The 20378-nt window shown below is 66.4% G+C and carries 18 protein-coding genes and 1 pseudogene; 13 read left to right on the top strand and 6 right to left on the bottom strand.

Going from position 1 to position 20378, the window contains the following annotated elements; translation table 11 throughout:
• The first annotated feature begins 13 nt into the window (after nt 1–13).
• The 3 genes from HL189_RS13615 (at nt 14) to HL189_RS13605 (ending at nt 2976) form a co-directional block, all read left to right on the top strand.
• Complete coding sequence (locus HL189_RS13615; RefSeq protein WP_369134245.1) at nt 14–1576, top strand: alpha/beta hydrolase; 1563 nt, start codon at nt 14–16, stop codon at nt 1574–1576.
• A gap of 79 nt (nt 1577–1655) precedes the next feature.
• Nucleotides 1656–2723: a DNA polymerase domain-containing protein gene (locus HL189_RS13610; protein ID WP_369134244.1), complete on the top strand. Its 1068-nt coding sequence runs from the start codon at nt 1656–1658 to the stop codon at nt 2721–2723.
• 55 nt (nt 2724–2778) lie between these two features.
• Complete coding sequence (locus tag HL189_RS13605; protein ID WP_369134243.1) at nt 2779–2976, top strand: hypothetical protein; 198 nt, start codon at nt 2779–2781, stop codon at nt 2974–2976.
• A 1037-nt stretch (nt 2977–4013) separates the two neighbouring features.
• Here HL189_RS13605 and HL189_RS13600 read toward each other — a convergent pair.
• The 3 genes from HL189_RS13600 to HL189_RS13590 form a co-directional block, all read right to left on the bottom strand.
• Complete coding sequence (locus HL189_RS13600; protein ID WP_369134242.1) at nt 4014–5477, bottom strand: YecA family protein; 1464 nt, start codon at nt 5475–5477, stop codon at nt 4014–4016.
• A 601-nt stretch (nt 5478–6078) separates the two neighbouring features.
• Nucleotides 6079–6732, bottom strand: coding sequence for a hypothetical protein (locus HL189_RS13595; protein ID WP_369134241.1), 654 nt, complete (start codon nt 6730–6732; stop codon nt 6079–6081).
• Entirely contained in the window at nt 6729–7442 is a 714-nt protein-coding gene (locus tag HL189_RS13590) for an HNH endonuclease signature motif containing protein (RefSeq protein WP_369134240.1), read from the bottom strand. Before HL189_RS13590 ends, HL189_RS13595 begins: the two co-directional genes overlap by 4 nt.
• Before the next feature lie 1263 nt (nt 7443–8705).
• Between HL189_RS13590 and HL189_RS13585 the strand changes: the two genes are divergently transcribed.
• From HL189_RS13585 to HL189_RS13560, 6 genes are all read left to right on the top strand, one after another.
• Nucleotides 8706–8900: a hypothetical protein gene (locus tag HL189_RS13585; RefSeq protein ID WP_369134239.1), complete on the top strand. Its 195-nt coding sequence runs from the start codon at nt 8706–8708 to the stop codon at nt 8898–8900.
• A 229-nt stretch (nt 8901–9129) separates the two neighbouring features.
• A complete protein-coding gene (locus HL189_RS13580) occupies nt 9130–9429 on the top strand; it encodes a helix-turn-helix domain-containing protein (protein ID WP_369134238.1) in 300 nt (99 codons plus the stop codon).
• Nucleotides 9430–9463: 34 nt separating this feature from the next.
• Nucleotides 9464–10873 carry a tyrosine-type recombinase/integrase gene (locus tag HL189_RS13575; protein ID WP_369134237.1) on the top strand — a complete coding sequence of 470 codons (1410 nt, stop codon included), beginning with the start codon at nt 9464–9466 and terminating at the stop codon, nt 10871–10873.
• 176 nt (nt 10874–11049) lie between these two features.
• Nucleotides 11050–11253: a hypothetical protein gene (locus HL189_RS13570; RefSeq protein ID WP_369134236.1), complete on the top strand. Its 204-nt coding sequence runs from the start codon at nt 11050–11052 to the stop codon at nt 11251–11253.
• Between the two features lie 568 nt (nt 11254–11821).
• Nucleotides 11822–13420 (top strand): hypothetical protein, encoded by a 1599-nt coding sequence (locus tag HL189_RS13565; protein ID WP_369134235.1) that lies wholly within the window; start codon nt 11822–11824, stop codon nt 13418–13420.
• Between the two features lie 365 nt (nt 13421–13785).
• Nucleotides 13786–14187: a hypothetical protein gene (locus HL189_RS13560; RefSeq protein WP_369134234.1), complete on the top strand. Its 402-nt coding sequence runs from the start codon at nt 13786–13788 to the stop codon at nt 14185–14187.
• Here the strand turns inward: HL189_RS13560 and HL189_RS13555 are convergent.
• Together HL189_RS13555 and HL189_RS13550 are read right to left on the bottom strand one after the other, a co-directional pair.
• Nucleotides 14123–14662 carry a transposase gene (locus tag HL189_RS13555; protein WP_369134233.1) on the bottom strand — a complete coding sequence of 180 codons (540 nt, stop codon included), beginning with the start codon at nt 14660–14662 and terminating at the stop codon, nt 14123–14125. The two genes, HL189_RS13560 and HL189_RS13555, sit on opposite strands and share 65 nt — an antisense overlap.
• Nucleotides 14663–14703: 41 nt before the next feature.
• Nucleotides 14704–15123 (bottom strand): IS5 family transposase, encoded by a 420-nt coding sequence (locus HL189_RS13550; protein ID WP_369134232.1) that lies wholly within the window; start codon nt 15121–15123, stop codon nt 14704–14706.
• Between the two features lie 357 nt (nt 15124–15480).
• Between HL189_RS13550 and HL189_RS13545 the strand changes: the two genes are divergently transcribed.
• On the top strand, nt 15481–16305 hold the full coding sequence (locus HL189_RS13545; RefSeq protein ID WP_369134231.1) for a hypothetical protein: 825 nt from the start codon (nt 15481–15483) through the stop codon (nt 16303–16305).
• Nucleotides 16305–17138, top strand: coding sequence for a hypothetical protein (locus tag HL189_RS13540; protein WP_369134230.1), 834 nt, complete (start codon nt 16305–16307; stop codon nt 17136–17138). The genes HL189_RS13545 and HL189_RS13540 overlap by 1 nt, the downstream gene beginning before the upstream one ends.
• A gap of 64 nt (nt 17139–17202) precedes the next feature.
• Here the strand turns inward: HL189_RS13540 and HL189_RS13535 are convergent.
• Nucleotides 17203–17374 (bottom strand): annotated as a pseudogene (locus HL189_RS13535) (transposase); the annotation flags it as partial.
• A gap of 1026 nt (nt 17375–18400) precedes the next feature.
• On the opposite strand from HL189_RS13535, the gene HL189_RS13530 reads away from it, so the two are divergent.
• Both HL189_RS13530 and HL189_RS13525 read left to right on the top strand, forming a co-directional pair.
• On the top strand, nt 18401–18697 hold the full coding sequence (locus tag HL189_RS13530; RefSeq protein ID WP_369134229.1) for a hypothetical protein: 297 nt from the start codon (nt 18401–18403) through the stop codon (nt 18695–18697).
• Nucleotides 18698–19328: 631 nt separating this feature from the next.
• Nucleotides 19329–20354, top strand: a complete 1026-nt coding sequence (locus HL189_RS13525) for an AAA family ATPase (RefSeq protein ID WP_369134228.1) — start codon at nt 19329–19331, stop codon at nt 20352–20354.
• The last annotated feature ends 24 nt before the right edge of the window (nt 20355–20378 follow it).

Genomic DNA, 20378 nt, shown 5'->3' with positions numbered 1-20378 from the left:
AGGGTGGATCATCGTGTACCCGCACCGCCGCACCTCCGCCGCCGTCCTCGGCGCCCTGCTCCTGGCCCCCGCCGTCCTCGCCGGTTGCACCTCGACCGGCGACGACGAACCGGCGGCCAGCAGTCCGGCCGCGACGACGACGGCCCCGCCCGAGGCCCAGCCGATCGACTGGACCGACTGCAGCGAGCAGATCGACCCGATCATCGAGGGGCGCGCGGGCGCCGACCGCGACCTGTCCTTCGAGTGCGGGACGACCGATGTGCCGGTCAGCTACGCCGACCCCGAGGGCGGCACCCTCCAGCTGGTCCTGGTCCGCGGGGTCCTGGCCGGGCAGACCGACCGGATCGGGTCGCTGCAGGTGAACCCGGGCGGGCCGGGCCAGTCGGCCACCGACGCGGCGGTGCAGGCGGCGCTGACCCTGCCCACCGACGTCCTGGCCCGCTTCGACGTGGTGGGCGTCGACCCGCGCGGAGTGGGCCTGTCCACCCCGGTCGAGTGCATCGGCGACGAGCAGAAGGACGAGATCCTCGCCGAGGACCCGCGCGCGCTCGACGAGGCGTCGCTGGAGGAGTCCTTCGGCCGGGTGGACGCGGCGGCCGACGGCTGCGCGGAGAAGTACGGCGCGGCGCTGGGCGCCTTCAGCACGGTCGACGCGGCCCGGGACATGGACCTGGTCCGCCAGTCGCTCGGCGACGAGCAGCTGACCTACCTCGGCTACAGCTACGGCACCACGCTCGGCTCCACGTACGCGGAGCTGTTCCCCGACCGGGTGCGCGCCCTGGTCCTCGACGGCGCCGTCGACCCCGACGCCGGTCCGCAGGAGCGGGCCGAGGCGCAGGCGCAGGCCTTCGAGGCCGCGTTCGACGCCTTCGCCGCCAACTGCACGGGGCTGATGGGCGGCTGCCCGCTGGGCGGCGACCCCCGCGGGTTCCTCAACGACCGGCTCGCCCAGGCGGCCGCCGGCCCGATCCCCAGCAGCCGGGCGGGCGAGACCCGGGAGGCGACGCCGGGCCTGGTGCTGCAGGCCGTCCGCTCGGCCCTGTACCAGCCCAGTGCCTGGCCGCAGCTGGCCCAGGCCCTGGCCGCGGCCGGCGAGGGCGACTCGGCCGGGGTCCTGACGCTGGCCGACACCTACACCGGCCGGACGGACGACGGCACCTACACGAACGTCATCGACGCGAACGTCGCCGTGAGCTGCGCGGACACCGAGGAGCAGTTCACCCGCGACCAGGTGCAGCAGCTCGCCGCCGACTGGAACGGCACGTACCCGCTCTTCGGTGCCGACGCCGCGCGCAGCCTCTACGCCTGCACGCCCTGGGAGGCGCCGCGCACCCCCCTGCCCGTGCGCGACGCCGAGGGGAGCGCCCCCATCCTCGTGATCGGCACGCAGGGCGACCCGGTCACGCCGGCGGCGGGTGCCGTCGACATGGCCACCCAGCTGCTCAGCGGGACGCTGCTCACCTGGGAGGGCAACGGGCACACCGCCTACCCCAAGACCGACTGCGTCACGGGCGCGGTCAACGCGTACCTGATCGACCTGGCCGTCCCCGCGGACGGCACGACCTGCCCCGCTTGATCTTGCGCGGTCGCGCTCGGGCACGGATCCTGCCCGCCTGACCTGCGCGCTCCCGCGCGCCCCGACCGGACGGAGCCCGATGGGCAGCAGCAAGGACGCCGTGGTGCTGGAGCTCGACGGCCGCGAGGTGCGGGTGAGCAACCCGGAGAAGCCGTACTTCGCCGACAAGGGGATCCGGAAGATCGACGTCATCGAGTACTTCGTCGCCGTCGGGCCGGGCATCCTGTTCGCGCTGCGGGACCGGCCTACCACGCTGGAGCGCTGGCCCGGCGGGGTGTTCGAGGGCGCCCGGATCTCCACCCGGGTCGACAACACCGGCGACGCGTTCTACCAGAAGCGGGTGCCGAAGAACGCCCCCGAGTGGGTGCCGACGGCGCACATCACCTTCCCCAGCGGGCGCACCGCCGACGAGATCGCGCCCGACTCGGTCGCCGTCGTCGCCTGGTGCGCCAACCTGGGGACGCTCACCTTCCACCCGTGGCCGGTGTCGAAGGGGGACGTCGAGCAACCCGACCAGATCCGCATCGACCTGGACCCGCAGCCGGGCACCGACTTCTCCGACGCGGTGTGGGTGGCGCCGCACGTGCGGGAGCTGCTGCACGAGTTCGGCATGGAGGGGTGGCCGAAGACCTCCGGCGGGCGGGGCGTGCACATCTACGTGCCGATCCAGCCGCGGTGGACCTTCCCGGAGGTGCGCCGGGCGGTGATCGCGTTCGGCCGGGAGCTGGAACGGCGCATCCCGGACCGCGTGACGATGAACTGGTGGAAGGAGGAGCGCGGCGAGAAGATCTTCATCGACTACAACCAGATGGCCCGGGACCGCACGATCGCCAGCGCCTACTCGATCCGGCCGAAGCCGCACGCCCCGGTGTCCGCGCCGCTGGACTGGGACGAGCTGCCCGACGTCTCCCCCTTCGACTTCGACGTGCTCACCATGCCCGCCCGGTTCCGCGAGGTCGGGGACAAGCACGCCGGGCTGGCCGACCACGCCTTCGACATCACCCCGCTGGTCGAGCTCGCGGACCGGCAGGAGCGCGACCTCGGGCTCGGGGAGATGCCCTATCCCCCGGACTACCCGAAGATGCCCGGCGAGCCGATGCGCGTGCAGCCCAGCCGCGCCAAGCGTTCTAGCAGCACAGACAGCTAAATCGAGCGTTTTGGCAGGGCTAGCACAGCGCTCGCTCGCCCGATAACTTGCCACCGTGGCGATCCAGCTCAAGGACCTGCTGGCGTCCTTCCGACGGCACCTGCGGGCCGCCGCGAGGGCCGTCGTGGCCGGCTGCATCGTGCATTCGGGAGGAGCTGCCGACGGTGATGCCCTGCAGACCCGACGAGTGCACGGTGTTACGAAGGAGACGCAATACGGTCAGCGCGGCTACGTGCTCGCCATCAGGAACTAGGAGCGTGCTGCACGGCAGGAAACTCTTTGCTGAGATTCTTCGTCCATGCGGTCTTCTGCCACCCAGCCTGCCAGAGTTTGCTCGCGGGCAGTTCGGCCAGAACATGAGCACACCGCGCCAACGCGTCCAGCGCGCCCATAAGGAACAGTAGGCAGCTGTCAAGGTCCTCCAATGCCTCATCAAAGGAACTGTTTGTAACGGACGTGTTGGCCAGCCGCAGAAGATCATCCCGCAACTTAAGCGCACGAGCGGTGCGCTGTCGGACTGACTGGATCAACGCTGACACGTCCTCAGCGGCCAGCTCCGTAGACGTGGAGGAAGCGCTAAGGCGTGACTGCAACCCCTGAGCCGCTGGAAGGAGAGCGTTGGCCGCGACCAGAAAGAAAAGCCACCTGTCCAACGCGATATGAAAACCGCTCCGTAAATCCCTAAGCACTCGTAGCGGTCACGCGTTCTCAGGAAGAGACCCGTCAGGCCCACTGCCGACTCGGGCGTACAAACTGTCACATCACGAACTAGGTGCGGCTTCCCGCGATGCAGGTAGTCGCGCCGAGAGATCAACAGGTCGACGCCCAAACTCTCCGCTACACCGGCAACGACCGCGTCAGCACATCTCCGAGCTGCTCTCTCTGAAGGAACCAGAGGCGAATACGAGACAGCAGTTTCGTCAAGACCCGCGACTTCGATCAAGTTTCCAAAGATCGCCGACCGGGTCCACCCATCACCATCAGTCCACTCCAACTCATGGCTGGCAAAGTCTCGATCTGACAGTTCGCGCACCCTGAGTTCGCGCACGTCGAGGGGGAATGAGGGCCCCCACGTGGGACTATCCGGTGTTAGGGCCTCCCCACGGACAACCCAAACCTCAATGTCTTCGGCCGCGAACATCTCCTGCAGCTGTCGACCAGCGTCGTCAGTCCCCCAACGGGCAGACTCCCATCCTCCGTCAAGGAGGACTCGCATCCGACGTCCGGTGAGCCTTACGCCGAACACGTCACTTTCCCGAGGCTTGGGCCCCCTCGGGTTGTTCAGCCGGATCAGAAGTCCACCTTCAGTCGCCTACAGCAATACCGATATCCACGGCCACTGCCGCAATCGCATGGTGCATAGTCACCTTCCCGGTATGCACCACTGGGCGATTCATCACTCGCACCTGGTTGCGGAACATGATCCCAGAGAGTCGCACCAGCAGTCACTGTGACAGTCATACCGGGGGTCCCAGGTATGCCCCAGTAGGGCTTCTGTTGTGCGTGGCCTAGCTGGACGCTCACTCCATCCAGCTCTTGGTTCGGCTTCCTATTGTGCTTCACGAGAGCATTCCACACACGCTGCGGCCCAAGGCTGGCCCTAGCGGCGACAACCTCCTCAGCCGCAGTCTTGGCGGCGCCCAACCCAGCTCCCAACCACCCGGTGCCTACGGCAGCATCCATGGCGACGCCTGCTGCGATGTTGAAGGTGGCCCTAGAAAGCGACGCGCCCAAGCGCCCGAGGGCGCCACGCGATAGATCCTGTTCGGCCCTTCGAAGCGGCCCCGCAAGCAGCGCTCGCTCCTGATCCTCCAAGAAACGTTCGACCTCGTCATGCGGAGCTCCTACTGGAAGCCCTGCGTAGATATTGTGCAGTTGAGCACGAAAGTCCTCATACGCGTCGTCACGCCGAACCTTGGCCACAATTTCCGGAGTCAAACCGGTTAAGATAGGCAGCTCGGTGGTCATCAAAGCACGGGTCACGCGCTCACTGGGAGAGAGAGACCTTCCGAGCCCCGACTCGCACAAATACCGCTCGTGCCTGAACGGTGCCGTGTAGGTAGCTCCTACGCTCGTTGCGAGCAAGTATTCACGTGCGAAGTGCCGCATGCCGTGCTCAAGGCTGCGGACGACCGATGCCTCCTGATCACCTGGGGCGGCTACGAACATCCCTCGAACATTGTCTTCAACAGCGATTTCCTCAGGAGAAAAGTCCATAGTGTATTGCGCGACGTCTCTTACCAAGTTGGCCATAAGGGACTCCGTCATGAGCTCAATCTGCCCTGACGCGGCGAGATTGAAGTCATGTGACGAGGTAAAGATGATGGCTCCGGACTCAACCAACGGGCGCAAGGCAAGCAGGGATGGGAGCACGGAGCGGAGAAAAGCCCGCGTTTGACCAACGGCAGGCTTACCTGCTTCAGGGTCCAAGTACCCTGGCCTCGTCGGCATCACATGCGGCACTCTGTATTGACTTGATGAGAACCAGTCAGTCACCGGGTCTTTTACGACAACAGAGTCAGCGTAAAGAAGAGTCGAAAGAATCAGGTCACCGGAGACAGCCCAAAAGTTTGCCGACGGCCAACCGCCGAGGTAAATAGCCCCCGGCTCAACTTGCGCTGGAGTGCGCGCATCAGCGAGTCGTCGTGCTTCCCGACCAAGCTCGTAGAGGTTGCGACCGGGGATGCGGTGGACTTCCGTAGCGCCCTCGCCAGTCAAGAAGTTGTCGATTACGTCAAGGACGGTGGCAGTCACCCGACTCCTAGCCTTCAAGACAAGCAGCGGCGAACTGCCGCTGCTGCCATCACACCACGAGCCACCGACAACGCAGGCGATTTGTCAACGGACCGGCCGAAGGCGGCTGCGTCGGTACGAGTGCGCGCAGTGTCCCCAGGACGGGCGGTCCCTGGGTAAATCCCCAGCAGCACGGCATGGCTGCGGGGACGACAACGAGGAGCCGCAACGTCGCGGCCACCATCAGCGCGTTGACACCCCTCAGGGGGCGACTGCGTGCGTGGTGCTCAGCCATCGACTCCGTTCTTCGCCGCTGACGCCAATCGCGGACCGTGGCTACGAGCCAGCCTAAACCAGTCTAACCGCGTTTGTCACAGAGATGAACTTGTAATGCCGCTCCTCCGCATCCGTCATGGCGATCATGTGCAAAGGGGGGTCGCAGAGGTTCCACCGAGCTGTCGCCCTCAGTTCAACCACCTTCTGACGTGAGGCATAGACCACAAGCACATCAATATCTTTCGGCGCCTCCGTTCGCACGGCGGATCCGAAGAGCCATACCTCCAGATCACCCAGATCCGCTGCACAATGGCAGAACTTGGCTAGCTGCGGCCAAGCAAGCTTTCTACGAGATTTCACCGATTCGGTCCAAGAAGTTGTTCAATGTGTCTACCTCAATCCCCGCCCGTTCCGCCACCCTCCACGACTCGCGTGAAAAGCCCATGGCGTAGGGGTTCGTCGTGACGATGATGTCTACTACCAGATGGTCGTAATCGTCTAGAACAGTGTACACGCCGTCTGCGGTTAGTTCGTAGTGGTCGATTGTCACGATGATGAGTGGCCTCAGAGAATCGACTCTCGTTATTTCGTATGCGGCTCCTCCTCTGCGGGTGATGGATTCGACGTACTTGCTTCGCCTGAGGCGATTTTGCAGGTATGCGTTATTCTTGCTTCGATGGGACCGGATATCGTAGTCACTGAACAACGCACTTTGTAGTTCCCCGAACGTGTCCAGACACACCCCGAGCTGTTCTGCTCGCTCGTACGCTTGGTGCGCCACGGCTCGTCGAACGATCACGAAGAAGTCGGCTTGTGGCATCTCGGTTAGCGCCGCTTCGAGGTCCTCCACGTCGAAAAGCGCCGCTTCATCGGGCTCGATGCAGTAGACGTGTGCGGTAGGTGCGCCAGGTCGTTCGATTCGGAGGCCCTGCTCCCCTTGCAGGTAGACATTGTACTTATCATCCAGCTTGCCTGCGATCCAAGATTGAATGCCGCTCACTCGGTGTCCTTGAGGATGGTGTCCATTGCAACTGGGAACCGTGTCGATCCAGCCGTGAAGTCGTCCAATAAGTGACGTGCCTCAAACTCAAACACATGAAGCGAGAAGAGGTCGGCGGTGGCCTGCTCGTCCGGCGTGAGCAGCGCCCGGTTTCGCTTCAGCGCCAGCTGCACGTTGGCATTATTCGGAATGACGGTCGCCACAACGTGTCGCCGCCATTGAGCAGCCCCCTCTTCGGTGACGGCCTCACGGAGCGGCCCATAATGTGTGAAGATCATTCGGTTCTCGTCCAGCTTCGGAGCGACGTAGTCGCGCGCCTCCGCGCGAGTGGCGAACTCGGGCGCGCCGAGAGCTACCTCCAGTGCCCGTGCGTGTCGCTCCTTCCAGCCACGCACGAGGTCGGCTGGGTAGCTCGCAGGATCCTTATCAACGATGGTGTGACAGTTGGCGCACAGGACAGCGACGTTGCTGTGATGAGCACGCTGCTGGGGAGTCATGTCTGGGGCGGATTCGTCGCGAGGTCCTCCAGTGGATGCAGGGATGATGTGCGCCATTTCCGCGAAGTCGATGTCAGTCCCCGCCGCGAAGAGCTGCTTGGTGGTGCACTGAGGATTTTGGCAGTAGCCCCCAGACTCGCTCCAGAGACGCCGCTTCGTTTCGGTTGAGAGCGCGAGACGCTCGCAAGTCTTGACCTCCACGTTCCTGGTCACGCGGACATCATCGACCAACTCCTCCATCCGACACGGTGTCTGATATCTGCGGTACCCACCAGATGTCCGTCGCACTCACGTCATCGGACACTGTCTGCGGCTGAGTGCGACGGGTCCTGCCTAGGCGTGGATCTCCTCGCGCGCGCTGTTGGCGTGCAGGGTGCACATCCCGGGCGTGGCTTCAGCGCGATCACCAGGTCCAGGCGCTCGTCCCATTCTCCCAGGACCAGGCGGGAGGGGCGCATCCGCAGCGCTTCTTGACCAGCCGACGGAGTGCAATCTCAGGCGCCCTCGAGGTTGGGGTGGGCGGGTCCGCACGGCGACGACGCGTCGGTCAGCGGCACCCTTAACTCGGAGCCAGTGCCATCGCACAGGTAGGCCGTGAGTGCTGAACGGCAGGATGACGCCCAAAAAGCCAGGCCAGTCGGGCTGCATTCTGGGGCGACGTGCCCGATAAGAATCAGGGCACTTATATCCGACAGGGGACAGTCCCCTGTCGGCGCCTCATTTGTATGAGAGGCGGGCCGTGCAGGAAGCGATATTCCGAGCGATAGCGAAAGCGTTGCACCAGCGGTTCCCGTGTCTCACAACGCCGACATGGATTCTCCAGGGGGAGGCCGGTAGTCGCGGATCGTCCACGCGGCGATGGCTCGGGAGGTGTCCAACGGCTCGTCGATTACCTGGCTCTCTGCCGGCCTCGGGTGGCGAGGAGATCCGGGAGCTGCTCAAAGATGGTCGCGCTCACCTCGGGCCGCGTGCTCTCGACGCTGACGCGGAGGTGACCGATGACCTGGGCGTGGCTGGCCTGCATGATGTCGCCCAGCCACCTTGAGCTCCGCTACGGCGTCAACCCCGAGAGGATCTGCAGCCGACACACCTACTGCATCGAGGACCCCCGTTCCGTCGTGACGGATGGGGGTGACGTCGGCTGGGACGTTGATCCGGACCGTGGCCGGCATGACCAAACGTCGGAATGCATCAGGGCGATCCGGGACCCGGCGCCGAGCAACCAGCCTGCAGCCAAGGCGGGCGAGTATGTCGTCGTCCGAGGACCGGAGTGCAGATGCGACGCGGGCGGCCGAGTCCGTGAGGCAGCCTCGGCGGCGCGCCGCATCGGTGTGCGGGTGGTGCGGCGGGCCGATCACCCTCAAGGCGACGGGACGCCTCCCCAAGTGGTGTTCGCCATCCTGCCGGCAGCGGGCCTGGGAGCAGGCACGCGCGGCCTCGTATGGGCTCTCGGCGGTGCAGCTCGTCGAACGACGCGTGGAGACCCCGACGCCCATCCCACCCACCCGGCGTGACTGGCCGCGGCTGCTTCGTGAGCTCACCGCCCAACTCGACGACGGTCGCATCTACAACCGCGACCTGGACGAGCTGTCCGTCGCCCTGACCGCAGTCGACGTCGCGATGAGCCGCCGGAGCTACATCCGCAGCCGGGCAGCTCCCCGACCGCACTGACCGCGACCCGGGGGGTGACGTGCAACCGGCCGGGGTGACAACGACGTTCGGACGTCACCCCGTTCTGCGAGCACCGGGCCGCACGGTTCGCCACCGTCCCGGTCGGCCCGCCATTGCCCGGATCTTCGCGTCAGCCGTCACCAATCGGGCGATGAAGGCGCCTTCTCCGGGTGAGGAACGACCGGGTCCACACCGCCGGTCACCGCCATCGGCCACCGGGAGGATCCAAGTGCGAACCGACAACAACCAGTCAGAGGACTTAAGCGCCGACAGGCTGCTGCTGACCACCGAGGAGGCGGCCGACGTCCTCCGGGTCGGGCGGACCACCGTCTACGCCCTGACCAAGGATGGTCACCTGCGGCCGGTGCACATCGGCCGCAGCTGCCGGATCTCCCGCGCCGAGATCGAGCGCTACGTCAGCCGACTCGAGGCTCCCCCACCGGCCCGCCATGCACGGACCCGCGCGCAAACTGTGGACCAGCCAGCACTGTTCCCCCCGAGCGCTGGCCGCCAGTCAGCAGGTTGCTGAAGACTGCCCGGCAGCGACGACAACGGGACCAGCGATGGCGGGACGAGCGGCGAACGGCGAGTCGACGATCTACCAGGACGCCGACGGCCGGTGGCACGGCTACGTCTCCGTCGGCTTCACCGCCAACGGCAAGCCCGACCGCCGGCACGTCACCAGCAAGACCCGCGCCGTGGTCGTGGCGAAGGTCCGCGACCTGGAACGCAGGCGCGACAGCGGCACGATCAGCGCCGTCTCCACCCCGACCGTCGCCGAGTGGCTGGAGCACTGGCTCACCACCATCGCCCCGCGCCGGGTGCGCCAGCGCACGCTGGAGAGCTACGAGTCCGCCGTCCGGAAGCACCTGATGCCCGGCATCGGCCGGCACCGCCTGGACCGGCTGCGCCCCGAGCACCTCGACCAGCTGTACACCGCGCTGCTCGACGACGGCTACTCCCCCGCCACCGTGCTGCGCCACCACCGGATCCTGTCCCGCGCGCTCACCGTCGCCATGCAGCGCGGCCACATCGCCCGCAACATCGCCACGCTCGTCGATCCACCCGCCCAGAGGCATAGCGACCTCGCCACCGCCCTGACCCTCCACGAGGCCCGGGCCGTGCTCACCGCGGCCGCCCACGTGCGCAACTCCGCCCGCTGGACCGTTGCCCTGGCCCTCGGGCTGCGGCAGTCCGAGGCGCTGGCGCTGCAGTGGAAGGACATCGACCCGCTCACTGGCACCCTCACCGTGCGGCGGAGCATCCACCGCGTCCGGGGCGGCGGGCTGATCTACGAGGAGCCCAAGACCCGCCGCAGCCAGCGCACGCTCGCGCTGCCGGTGCCCCTCGTGGCCGAACTCCACCGGCACAAAGCCGTCCAGAATGGCGAACGGATGCTGGCCGGTTCGGAGTGGCACGACGAGGACCTGGTCTTCGCCCAGCCCAACGGCCGGCCCATCGACAAGAAGACCGACTACGACGACTGGAGCCGTCTGCTCCAGGCCGCCGGCGTCCGGCACGTCCGGCTGCACGACGGCCGGCACACCGCCGCCACCCTGCTGCTGAGCGAGAACGTCCACCCGCGCGTGGTCATGGAGCTGCTCGGCCACAGCCAGATGCGCACCACGATGGACATCTACAGCCACGTCATGCCGGCCCTGGCCCGCGAGGCCGCCGACCGGATGAGCGCCCTGCTGCTGCCAGGTAAGGGCAGGCAAACTGCAACCACAACTGCAACCAGAGACGACTCAGGCCGCCCTCCAGAAGGAGAACGGCCTGGTCATCGGGGTGGAGCTGAGGGGACTCGAACCCCTGACCCCCACACTGCCAGGGTGGCTGGTGGGGGTCCGCGGACGTCCGCCGTTGTCCATTGCCGCAGCTCAGCGTCGTATGTGGCTGTCAGGAGACCCCTCCGGACGACCGTAAACGACACGGCTTGGCCACTACCGTGGCACCACACACAGGCCGCCTGACAGACCCCTGGCGAGAACAGGAGCGGGAACGCCGTCTTCACCGTGGGACGTTCTCCGGTGGACAGTCGACTCAAGTCGCGACCCCGCGTTGCCGATGTGCCCAGCTGGCTGAGCCGGCGGTCCACGGCCAGGCTGCGTCGTCGCCACGCGCCAACCGACACGAATGAGGAGACACCATGGAGCACCTGCGCCGACTGACGGCTGAGCAGCCTGTCATCTTCTGGGTGCTGGTGGCGCTGGGTCTCTTCCTCGGCTTCCAGCTCCTGCTCTCTGTCGTGGGCCTACTGCTCGGACCGTTCGGGCTGCCATCGTGGGTGCCCATCGTCGTCGTCGTGGGCGGGCTCGTCCTCGTCGCTCGGAGCCAGCAGAGGTCAAGGTGAGCAGGCCTGCCTCCCTCAGCTCCTGACCCGGGGGTGCCTCACGGCAGGCTGTGTCCGGGTTCAGCTGGGCGAGGAAGCTCGCTGTCCCTGGAGTCGACCGGCCACCGACGGGGAGGCCGCTGCTTGCCGCAGCCTGGCCCTCACACGATGCGAGCGGGACGCGGGCGGCAAGGGTCTTGACTGCTGCGCCGGCCCCGGAGCGTCGAGACACGCCCGAAGACCCCTAGTCAGGTGCCGGGGGTTCGCCGACACCCGGGGTTGACTTGTTGCGCTGGTGAGACGGCTGCGGCGTTCTTCGTCCGGCCGGGTACAGCCGCGTTCGGGCCGCGTTGCTGTACCGGTTGCTGTAGTCCTCCCCCGCGCTCGGGCGCGTCCTGGAGCCAACTCAAGGCGCGTTAGGGACGTACCGAGACCCATTGTCCCGCGGAGCCCGATGTCCCTGAGGGCGGCCCTAGGGACAGCCCTCCAGGACGCACGACTCCTCCTTCGCAGTGGCCAGTCGCCGAGGCGCGGCTAGGCACGACGCAGCGGGTGCGGCAGAATCTTCTCCCTGGAGGAAGGGCCTTGGATGTCCGATGAACCGTCAGACGCGGGCTGGTTCGATTTGCTCTCGGAAGTGTACGTGCATCCACGAATGCATCCCGCTTCAAGGGGGACGGCGGCAACGGCCGCCCATGAAGGCGCCCATCGCAACCTAGCAATCACTACGAGCGTGGGAACCGCGCTGCGATACCTACAAGCCCTGAGCACATTAGCCAGCAGCAAAGGGCGATCGGATTCGCTGCAGCGCCTGACGGACCAGTTATTCGCCGGAACCTTCCTAGTTCAGGAAGGATGGGCTTCGTACGTCGAGCACTTGTACCATGAGCACAGGGGGACTCCGCCTGGGCAAGTGGCGCCACTCCCGAGCGCGTACACAGAGGCGCTCGATCATTATCTTCGGGCCGGCCGACGATTGCCAGAATCGACCCGGGGGGCTGAGCCGCTGCTACTGCAGGCGCTTGCCGCGGCGGCTATGAACACAAGGATACTCGCGCGCGCCCCATCTCAGGACTGGCTTGATGTGGTGAGCGAAGACCTTGGAAACCCGCGGAACGTTCCTGACTACAGAGTTCGACGCATCTGCGAAGCGATAGAGATCCACGGCTGGCCCGATGCCTTTCTGCAGGCTTCCATGACCTTGATAAAGTCGCGACTTGGGATTGCCGGAAATCTAACTCGAGGTGAGATACATTCAGCGATGGGGTCCACCCAGCAGGGCGAGGCTCTAAATGCGCTGCAGCAGGAGATCGATGAAGCTTTCGCCAGTAACATGGGCATGGTCTCGGCAGAACTTGTTGACCACACTCAGACGGATGTCAAGAGTTGCGTCCTGGAATGGTGGGATGCTGCACAACAACACCTGGTTTCACTGGGCGTCAAAGTCCCCGGACTGCAGGACGGGTATGACTGGCTGAGTCATTTAGCCGATAGTAACGTGACATATGTTGAGGAGCGACTGATTGAAGACGCTCTTGTAGATGAAAGTACCTTTGTTGCTCTGTGGACGAATATTCCCGACACAGTTCATGCCCATATGCATATTGGTGAGGGGTTCGCCTCGATTCTGTTCTATGACGTGCCTGCCGACGTGACATCATCGGAGTCGCCTTCACAATTCTTACGTCAGCGGGCGATCTTGCCGAGCTTAGATGAGGCACTTGGGGCGCTGACAAGTGGTTTAGTCGAGCGCCGCTCGCTCAGTTCGTCCTCCGCCCTCGCGAGCAACGCTACGTTCGTTGCAACTTTGGAGGGGTTGGCCTCTCCCCTTGATTGGGTTCTAGTAGAGGAGTCGTTCGACCCTCAAATCACGTTCTCGCTGTTGCAACACTATGTCGATAAGGCGGAGCGCATTCTCTTAGGTGCGACGCAGAACCCAGACATTGGGTGGCTCTTCGGCGACATGGGACCGATTCCGGACACCACAGCCAGGTTCATGATGTGCTGTCGCGCGTTCCCGGGATTCTTCAATGCTTTGGAATTGCACGAGCCAGCACTACTTGAGAGGCTGTGGGCGAAGTCAAGCAAACTGCAACAGGCGAGCAGGGAGCATGAGGTTGCTGTGAAGATAGTTGAACTCTATGCAATCGGTGGAGCGCTTCCCCCGTATCGTCCCGGCGAGCCCTAGAGTGCAACGGTCCCCATTCAACGTCAGCGCGTGGGGTGAGAGTGGCTGAGGAGTCATCGGAATGGAGGTACGGGATGATGGCCGAGCCTGGCAAACCTGGTGATTCAGGTGCATCGCGAGAGACAGGTACTTCCCCGGTAAGTCTTCCACCACCGCTACCCAGAATCCCTCAGCGGCGGTACCGAAGGCCGAGTACGACGCCGATTGACGTCCCCGAGGTGCCCGTCGAAGAGCGGAAGGGGGAAACCTGAATCATGGTGACTGACGATCGAAGCGGTGGGACAAGCGGCTCTGTCTTATGTGCTTTGGTCAAGGATCTCGTACAGATGGAGGACGGTCGCCGCACTTCCCTGGACAATCGCGCAGTGGCAAGCATCACCGCTTCAGGGGCCTTGGTGACACTAATCCTGGCGCTTGCGGCCGCAACCACTGCGGACAACAAGCCTAATCTGCCAGGATCCGCTGAGGGACTTGTGACAACTGCGGTCGCCGTCCTCGTCGTCTCCGCAATCGCCGCCTTAGCGACTTTCGCCCCTCGTGCCTTCTATCCATACGATGTGTCAAGGTTGGCCGATGAGCTTGTCGCGACCTGGAGCGGTTCCGAGAACGACGCCCGACTCAAGGAAGTCTCGGAGCGATTGGAGCAGTTGAAGCAACTGCAGGATGGAAACAACTCGAAGGGGGCACTTCTCCTAGTCGCGGTTATACTGCAGTTCGTCGGCTTGGGGGTACTCGCCGCGGCAGCGATGATGGCGATTCAGGCCTGATGGTGACACCGGACCCTCTGATGATCTTGCCGCCTCTGAGCGCCAATGGCACACAAGAAGTACGTTCGTCAGTCTTTCCGCCACCGGCCAAGACCATGGCGAACGAGCCCCAGCCACCCATGTGGTTCCAGCCGTACCAGCCCATCATCGCGATCCGCTCCTCCACCCGGGCGCTCCGTGGTGCGACGTTGCGGCCGGCGTAGGCCTCGGCGTCGAAGGCCGGTGGGCGACCACCGGCCGAGCCCTTGGCCTTGCGCCGGTCGATCTGGTCGGTGCGTTCGGGGCTGGTGAAGGGGATGCCGCGGGCGCGCAGCGCGGCCCGGGTGGAGGGATGGGAGTAGGCCCGATCGGCCACCATCCGGTCCGGGCGTTGACGCGGCCGGCCGGGCCCGACCCGGGCGACGGAGACCTCATCGAGCAGCGGCAGCAGCTGCGGGTTGTCCCCGGCCTGCTCGGCGGTGAGCAGGATGGCCATCGGCAGCCCGCGGCCGTCGACGGCCAGGTGCAGCTTGCAGGTCAGTCCGCCGCGAGAGCGTCCCAGCGCCTCGCCGTCGACGGCGAGCCGGTCGATCCACCCGGCGCGGGACCCCCCTTTTTCCGCGCTCCGGCGGCGTGCTGGTGAGCCCGGACCGAGCTGGAGTCGATGCTGAAGGTCCACTCCACCGCGCCGACCGCGTCGTCCCTGACGATCACCTCGGCCAGGATGCGTTCCCAGGTGCCGTCGGCGGTCCACTTGCGCAGCCGCTCATGGGCGGTCTTCCACGGCCCGTAGCGCTCGGGCAGATCCCGCCACGGGGCTCCGGTGCGCGCCTGCCACAGGATCGCGTTGATCACCTGCCGGTGATCACGCCACCGCCCGCCGCGACCGCCAGTCGCCGGCAGCAGGGGTGTGATCCGCGCCCACGCCGCATCGGTCAGCTCACCGCGACCCACCATCGCAGCAGCATTCTCGCGGACCGCCCAGATGATCCGCAGGACACGCCCTAGCCGGCCGGGGTCGCCGCCCGGTCGGTGACGTTCCGGTGACGGGGCATCCCGATACTCGACTGCCTCTGATGATCGGAGGGTGGCCGATGCTTACCTCTCACCGGTTACTACGCTGCAGCTCGCTCGACCCGTTCGATGGGATGGGCGGCCGTCGCGCGACCGTGACCAGCCCCAGTCGCGGACCGAAGCGCGATGCCATCCCGTGACCAAAGGTTAAGGCGCCAAACCAGCCTGTCTACGGGAATGCCGGCGAGGGATCGACGGAGCCCAGCGTCGCCCGCTCCCGAGGCTCACACCCGGCAGGCATTGGAACTGCTGACCCTGGTCGTCCCACCGACGACGCTGGTCACCGCACTACTATTCTGGTTTGGCTTCGAGCTCGTGGACGCTCGGGCCAGCTATTTCGGTTTGAGCACAGGGACGTTGGGTTTCACGACGACCGACTACCTGATCCGAGGCGTCCAGGCAGGGATTGTCCCGCTTATCGTGCTACTTGCCGCCGTCCTAGGCGGCGTGGCAGTGCACACCGAGGCACATCGCCTCGCCGACAGATGCGGCACGGCGAAGCTATTCGGCTGGGGAGTCGGCTCGGTCATCGTCGGCGGCGCCTTGGCTGGCGTCGTCGGGGCCTATGGCGCCTTCCGCCCGCTGCCTCCACCGCTTGATTGGTACCTACTGCCTCCCATACTGCTAGCCACCGGTCCACTGGTCACCGCATTCGCCGCACGATGCTTGCGTCCGGAGGCGCCGGTTGCGCGGTCGGCGCAGATCAGCGCGGCGGCCGTCGGCGGACTCGTCCTCTTGGGCCTCTTCTGGGCGACATCCCTTTACGCCGACGCGCTCGGCCGGGGAAGTGCCCAACAACTGGGAGCCTCCCTGGCAGCGCAGCCGAGGGTGACCGTATACAGCGAGCGCGCTCTCGCTATCGACCCCGCCGTCGCGCCCACGGAGCGGCTCAATTCCGAGGAAAACGGTCGATACCTCTACCGGTACAGCCGACTCAGGCTACTCATCCGCTCGGCCGAGAAGTACTTCCTTCTGCCTGATAACTGGACCCCGACCACCGGCACGATCCTCGTGATCCCCGACGGCTCGGAGATTCGGATTGAGTTCGCTCCGGGAGGTCGATGATGAACACACGCCTGGCGACCTTCGCTCTGGCCGCGGTCCTGGCAACGCCCCTGCCTGCTTGCTCCTCGGACGACGGAGCGGAAAATGACCTTTCCGTTGCCTCCCCGACGTCGACGACGGTAGGCGGGGGCGGGGACGGCGGCGGCGGCGGCGGGGACGGCGGCGGGGACGGCGGCGGGGACGGCGGCGGGGACGGCGGCGGGGACGGCGGCGGGGACGGCGGCGGGGACGGCGGCGGGGACGGCGGGGACGGCGGCGGGGACGGCGGCGGGGACGGCGGCGGGGACGGCGGCGGGGACGGGGACGGCGGCGGCTACGGCCAGACCGCAACCAACGCCGTGGGGATCGGAGCCTACTTTGATAACTCAACTACACCAGGATTCACCGTCACATGGCATCTGTTCGTATACGGACACGTCAACGAGCGGGCCCGCATCACTGACATAGAGATTACGGGGATAGCCTTTAGTATCGTTTCAAACGAGTGCAACGGGGCGACATTCCCAGGGCCCAGTTGTTCCCTAATAATCGGGGCGACGCCGCCCGGGGAAGGGGAGTACAAAGGCACGCTAGATATCTGGGAGGAGGCGACACTGCTCTATAGGGAGGAACTAGAGATACGCGGAGACGCCAAGCCACCCGAATCGTCGACGCCACCCGAATCGTCGACGCCACCCGAATCGTCGACGCCACCCGAATCGTCGACGCCACCCGAATCGTCGACGCCACCCGAATCGTCGACGCCACCCGAATCGTCGACGCCACCCGAATCGTCGACGCCACCCGAATCGTCCCCGAACAATTCTCGCTCAAGGTCGTCGCCTATCGCATAGGCAGATCACCAAAGTGGTCATGACCAGCAATGCCTTCCACCTCCGGTGAAGTGGGGCGGGGGCAGTAGGTCGCGTCCAGGAACACGTACGGGAACGCGGTGTCGGCCAGCGACCTGCCCCGGAACGCGGCCACCTCCGCGTCCAGATCCGCGCAGATCCGGGACACCTCGGACTTCGAGATGCCGGTATCGGCACCCGAGGGCCTTGACCAGGTCGTCGACCTTGCGGGTGTTCACCGCGCCCGGCATGTCTTCGCACGGACGTTCGACGAATGTCGTGCTGTGGAACCGGGCAAGATGCCAGTAGTCGACGCGAGGCCGCGGTTGTCCCTTCCAGCGCTCGGCCTCGCCCACCGCCCCGGAGCCTCGGCACGGCCCCGAGTACTCGAGAAGTTCCAAGATCAAGTGCCACACACCTCATGCACCAGCGGCCGTGGAACTCGTCGGACGGGTTTCAGGAGGTTGCTCCGGACGCTGAGAACATGGCAGTTGGAAGGAGCGCCGGCTACCGAGCTCGCCGGCGTGAAGCCGAACGACACCGTCGGGGGCGGACCGCGCGGCGAGGTACCAGCGACCAGTCCGCAGAGACCGACGTGCCGGCGCGCACATCCGCTGATGGCGGTGCCCGGCGGGCAGCCGCTGTGTCCTGCGCCTGGTGCGGTGCTGCCATCACGCCACGGTCCCGGGGACCCATCCCGAAGTGGTGCTCGGTCGACTGCCGACGTCGCGCATGGGAGCAGGGCCGTGCGGCGGCGTCCGGGCGGTCAGCCGTGGAAGTGGTCGAGCGCCGGGTCGAGGTCCGCGTGCCGGTCACGCCCACGCGACGGGACTGGGCGCCGCTCCTCAACGAGCTGGCCCACCAACTGGAGGACGGCCGTGTCTACGACCGCGACCTCGCTGCACTCGCCGCGGCACTGAGAACCGTCCTCGACGCCTACAGCCGACGCCCGTATGTGCGAGACCGCAGCTTCGGACGAGGGTCCGCTCATCTGTAGTGAGAACCGGGCCGGTGCACGCTGTCGACGCTCGACCCTGCAGCGGCGCCTCCCACCCTGCGGTCGACCTGCAATCTCCAGTCGTCCTGCAGTGCAGACCACAACTGGAGGAGAGCGGCTCAGTGACCCTCCCCCACCAGATGCTCGCGGTCCCCGTCGCTGGGTGCAGAGGAACAGGAGCCCTGCCGTTCCCATGCTGTCCGGCGGGTCCGCGCACAGGCGGCCGCGCCGCGAGATGAACTGGAGAAGGGTCAGCAGCCTCGTTCCCATGACGGCCGACCGCTCGCTGATCGCGCGGCTCGCCGCGCACGAGTCGTGGGCCAACACCGCCGACCCAAGTGCGCGGACGGCGCCGGCACGTCGCGCCATGCTGGATCGCTTCGAGCGCCAGGTCGACCCCGACGGCGTGCTGTCACCGGTCGAGCGGGCACGCCGAGCCGGGCACGCGCGCAAGGCCTACTTCGCCCGCCTCGCGCTGCGGTCAGCGAAGGCGCGACGCAAGCCGCTCGACGTGGCAGATGGAAGCGGCCGGCCGAGCCACCCGGGCGAGGACCAGCCGCAGTAGACCGGCCCCTCGTCCACTCCTGCGAACGTCACCGAAACGCACAGGCCGTCGACCGACGTGACGCGTATGACCTCGCCTGAGTGCTTCGTGGTCCCGTTCCCGCGTCTACAGAAGACCGTCCCCGTCTGAGCGCCACACCGCGGTGAGCCCTACTACCGTGCACGGTACTCATGGCGACACGGGAGACGGCTTTCTACGCGGATTCGAGGCGCGAGAACTCGCCCGATAACTCCCCCACTTTCGCTCACGCGCGACCTGCGGTTTCACCGCTCTGAACAGCGCTTTCGGGTTTCGCTCCCCGAAGATGCCGGGCGAGCCGATGCGCGTGCAGCCCAGCCGCGCGAGGAAGGTGACCAGCGAGGACGCCTGACCGCCCGCTCAACGGCACTGCCCTCCGTTCCCCGATGGCGGTCGGCAGTCCGTACGGCGCCGCCCACGCTGAGGGGTGGAGCCGAGGCCGCAGCCTCACGGAAAGGCGTCACCCGACCCGGGGCAGTCCCCGGCTGCCCAACGCGCCACCTGAACCGGTCAGCTCGCCGAACCAGGGCTGCGTGGGTGATCGACCCCACCGACGACCACCTCCTGGGCTCTCACGAGGGATCCTCCGCCCCCGTGGCCCTAGGCTCCCGGCATGGCTTCCAAGCGCAAGCCACTCGATGACCTGCGTGAGACCGTCGGTCGCCTGGGCGATCAACTTCCGCGGCCCGGTCTGCGGGGCGTGGACGACCTGGTGAGCGACCTCTTCGGCGGCCGCCCCGGGCCGGCTCGGCCGCTCTCGGCGGTGCAGGCGGAGCTCGACGCGCTCGTCGGGCTGGAGACGGTGAAGGAGCAGGTGCAGGCGCTCGTCGCCTTCCTGCAAGTGCAGGCGCGCCGCAAGACGCACGGCCTGCCCGAGGTGGCGACGTCCCAGCACCTCGTGTTCCTCGGGAACCCGGGCACGGGCAAGACCACGGTGGCGCGGCTCCTGGCCGAGATGTACCGGGCGGTCGGCTTGCTGCAGAAGGGTCACCTGGTGGAGGTCGATCGGGCCGCTCTGGTCGGACAGTACGTCGGTGCGACCGCCATCAAGACCGACCGCGTGATCCGCCGGGCACTCGACGGCGTCCTGTTCATCGACGAGGCCTACTCGCTGGCCCCCGAGGGCGACGGCCGGTTGGACTTCGGGCCCGAGGCCGTCGAGGTCCTGCTCAAGCGCATGGAGGACCACCGCCACCGCCTCGTGGTGATCGTGGCCGGCTATCCCCGGCTGATGGAGTCGTTCCTGCTCTCGAACCCCGGCCTCCGCTCCCGGTTCGCTCGCGAGGTCAGGTTCCCCGACTACTCGACGGACGAACTCGAAGCGATCTTCGCTCTCATCCTTGCCCAGCACGAGTACACGTTGGAGCCTGGCGCCGGAGCGACGCTCCGCCGCATCCTCGGTGGCCTCCGCCCCGGTGAGGAGTCCGGCAACGCGCGCTTCGCCCGCACGCTGTTCGAACAGGCCCTCAACCGCCAGGCCCTGCGGCTCACGCGCGCCGAGGACCGGAGCGTGGACGCGCTCGACCGTGCCGACGTGACGACGCTCACCGCGGACGACGTCGCTGAGGCTGCCCGCGCGCTGGGCGAGGAGCCAGCGCGTGAACACGAGCCCTCTCGATGGCAACGCTGGCTCGGGTGACGTCCAGGAGGGCGGTGATGTCAC

Origin of the sequence: Modestobacter sp. I12A-02662, assembly GCF_041028325.1 — a bacterium.
Lineage (GTDB): Bacteria > Actinomycetota > Actinomycetes > Mycobacteriales > Geodermatophilaceae > Modestobacter.
Note: the sequence above shows the minus strand (reverse complement) of the source record. Positions and strands in the feature narration are given on the sequence as shown.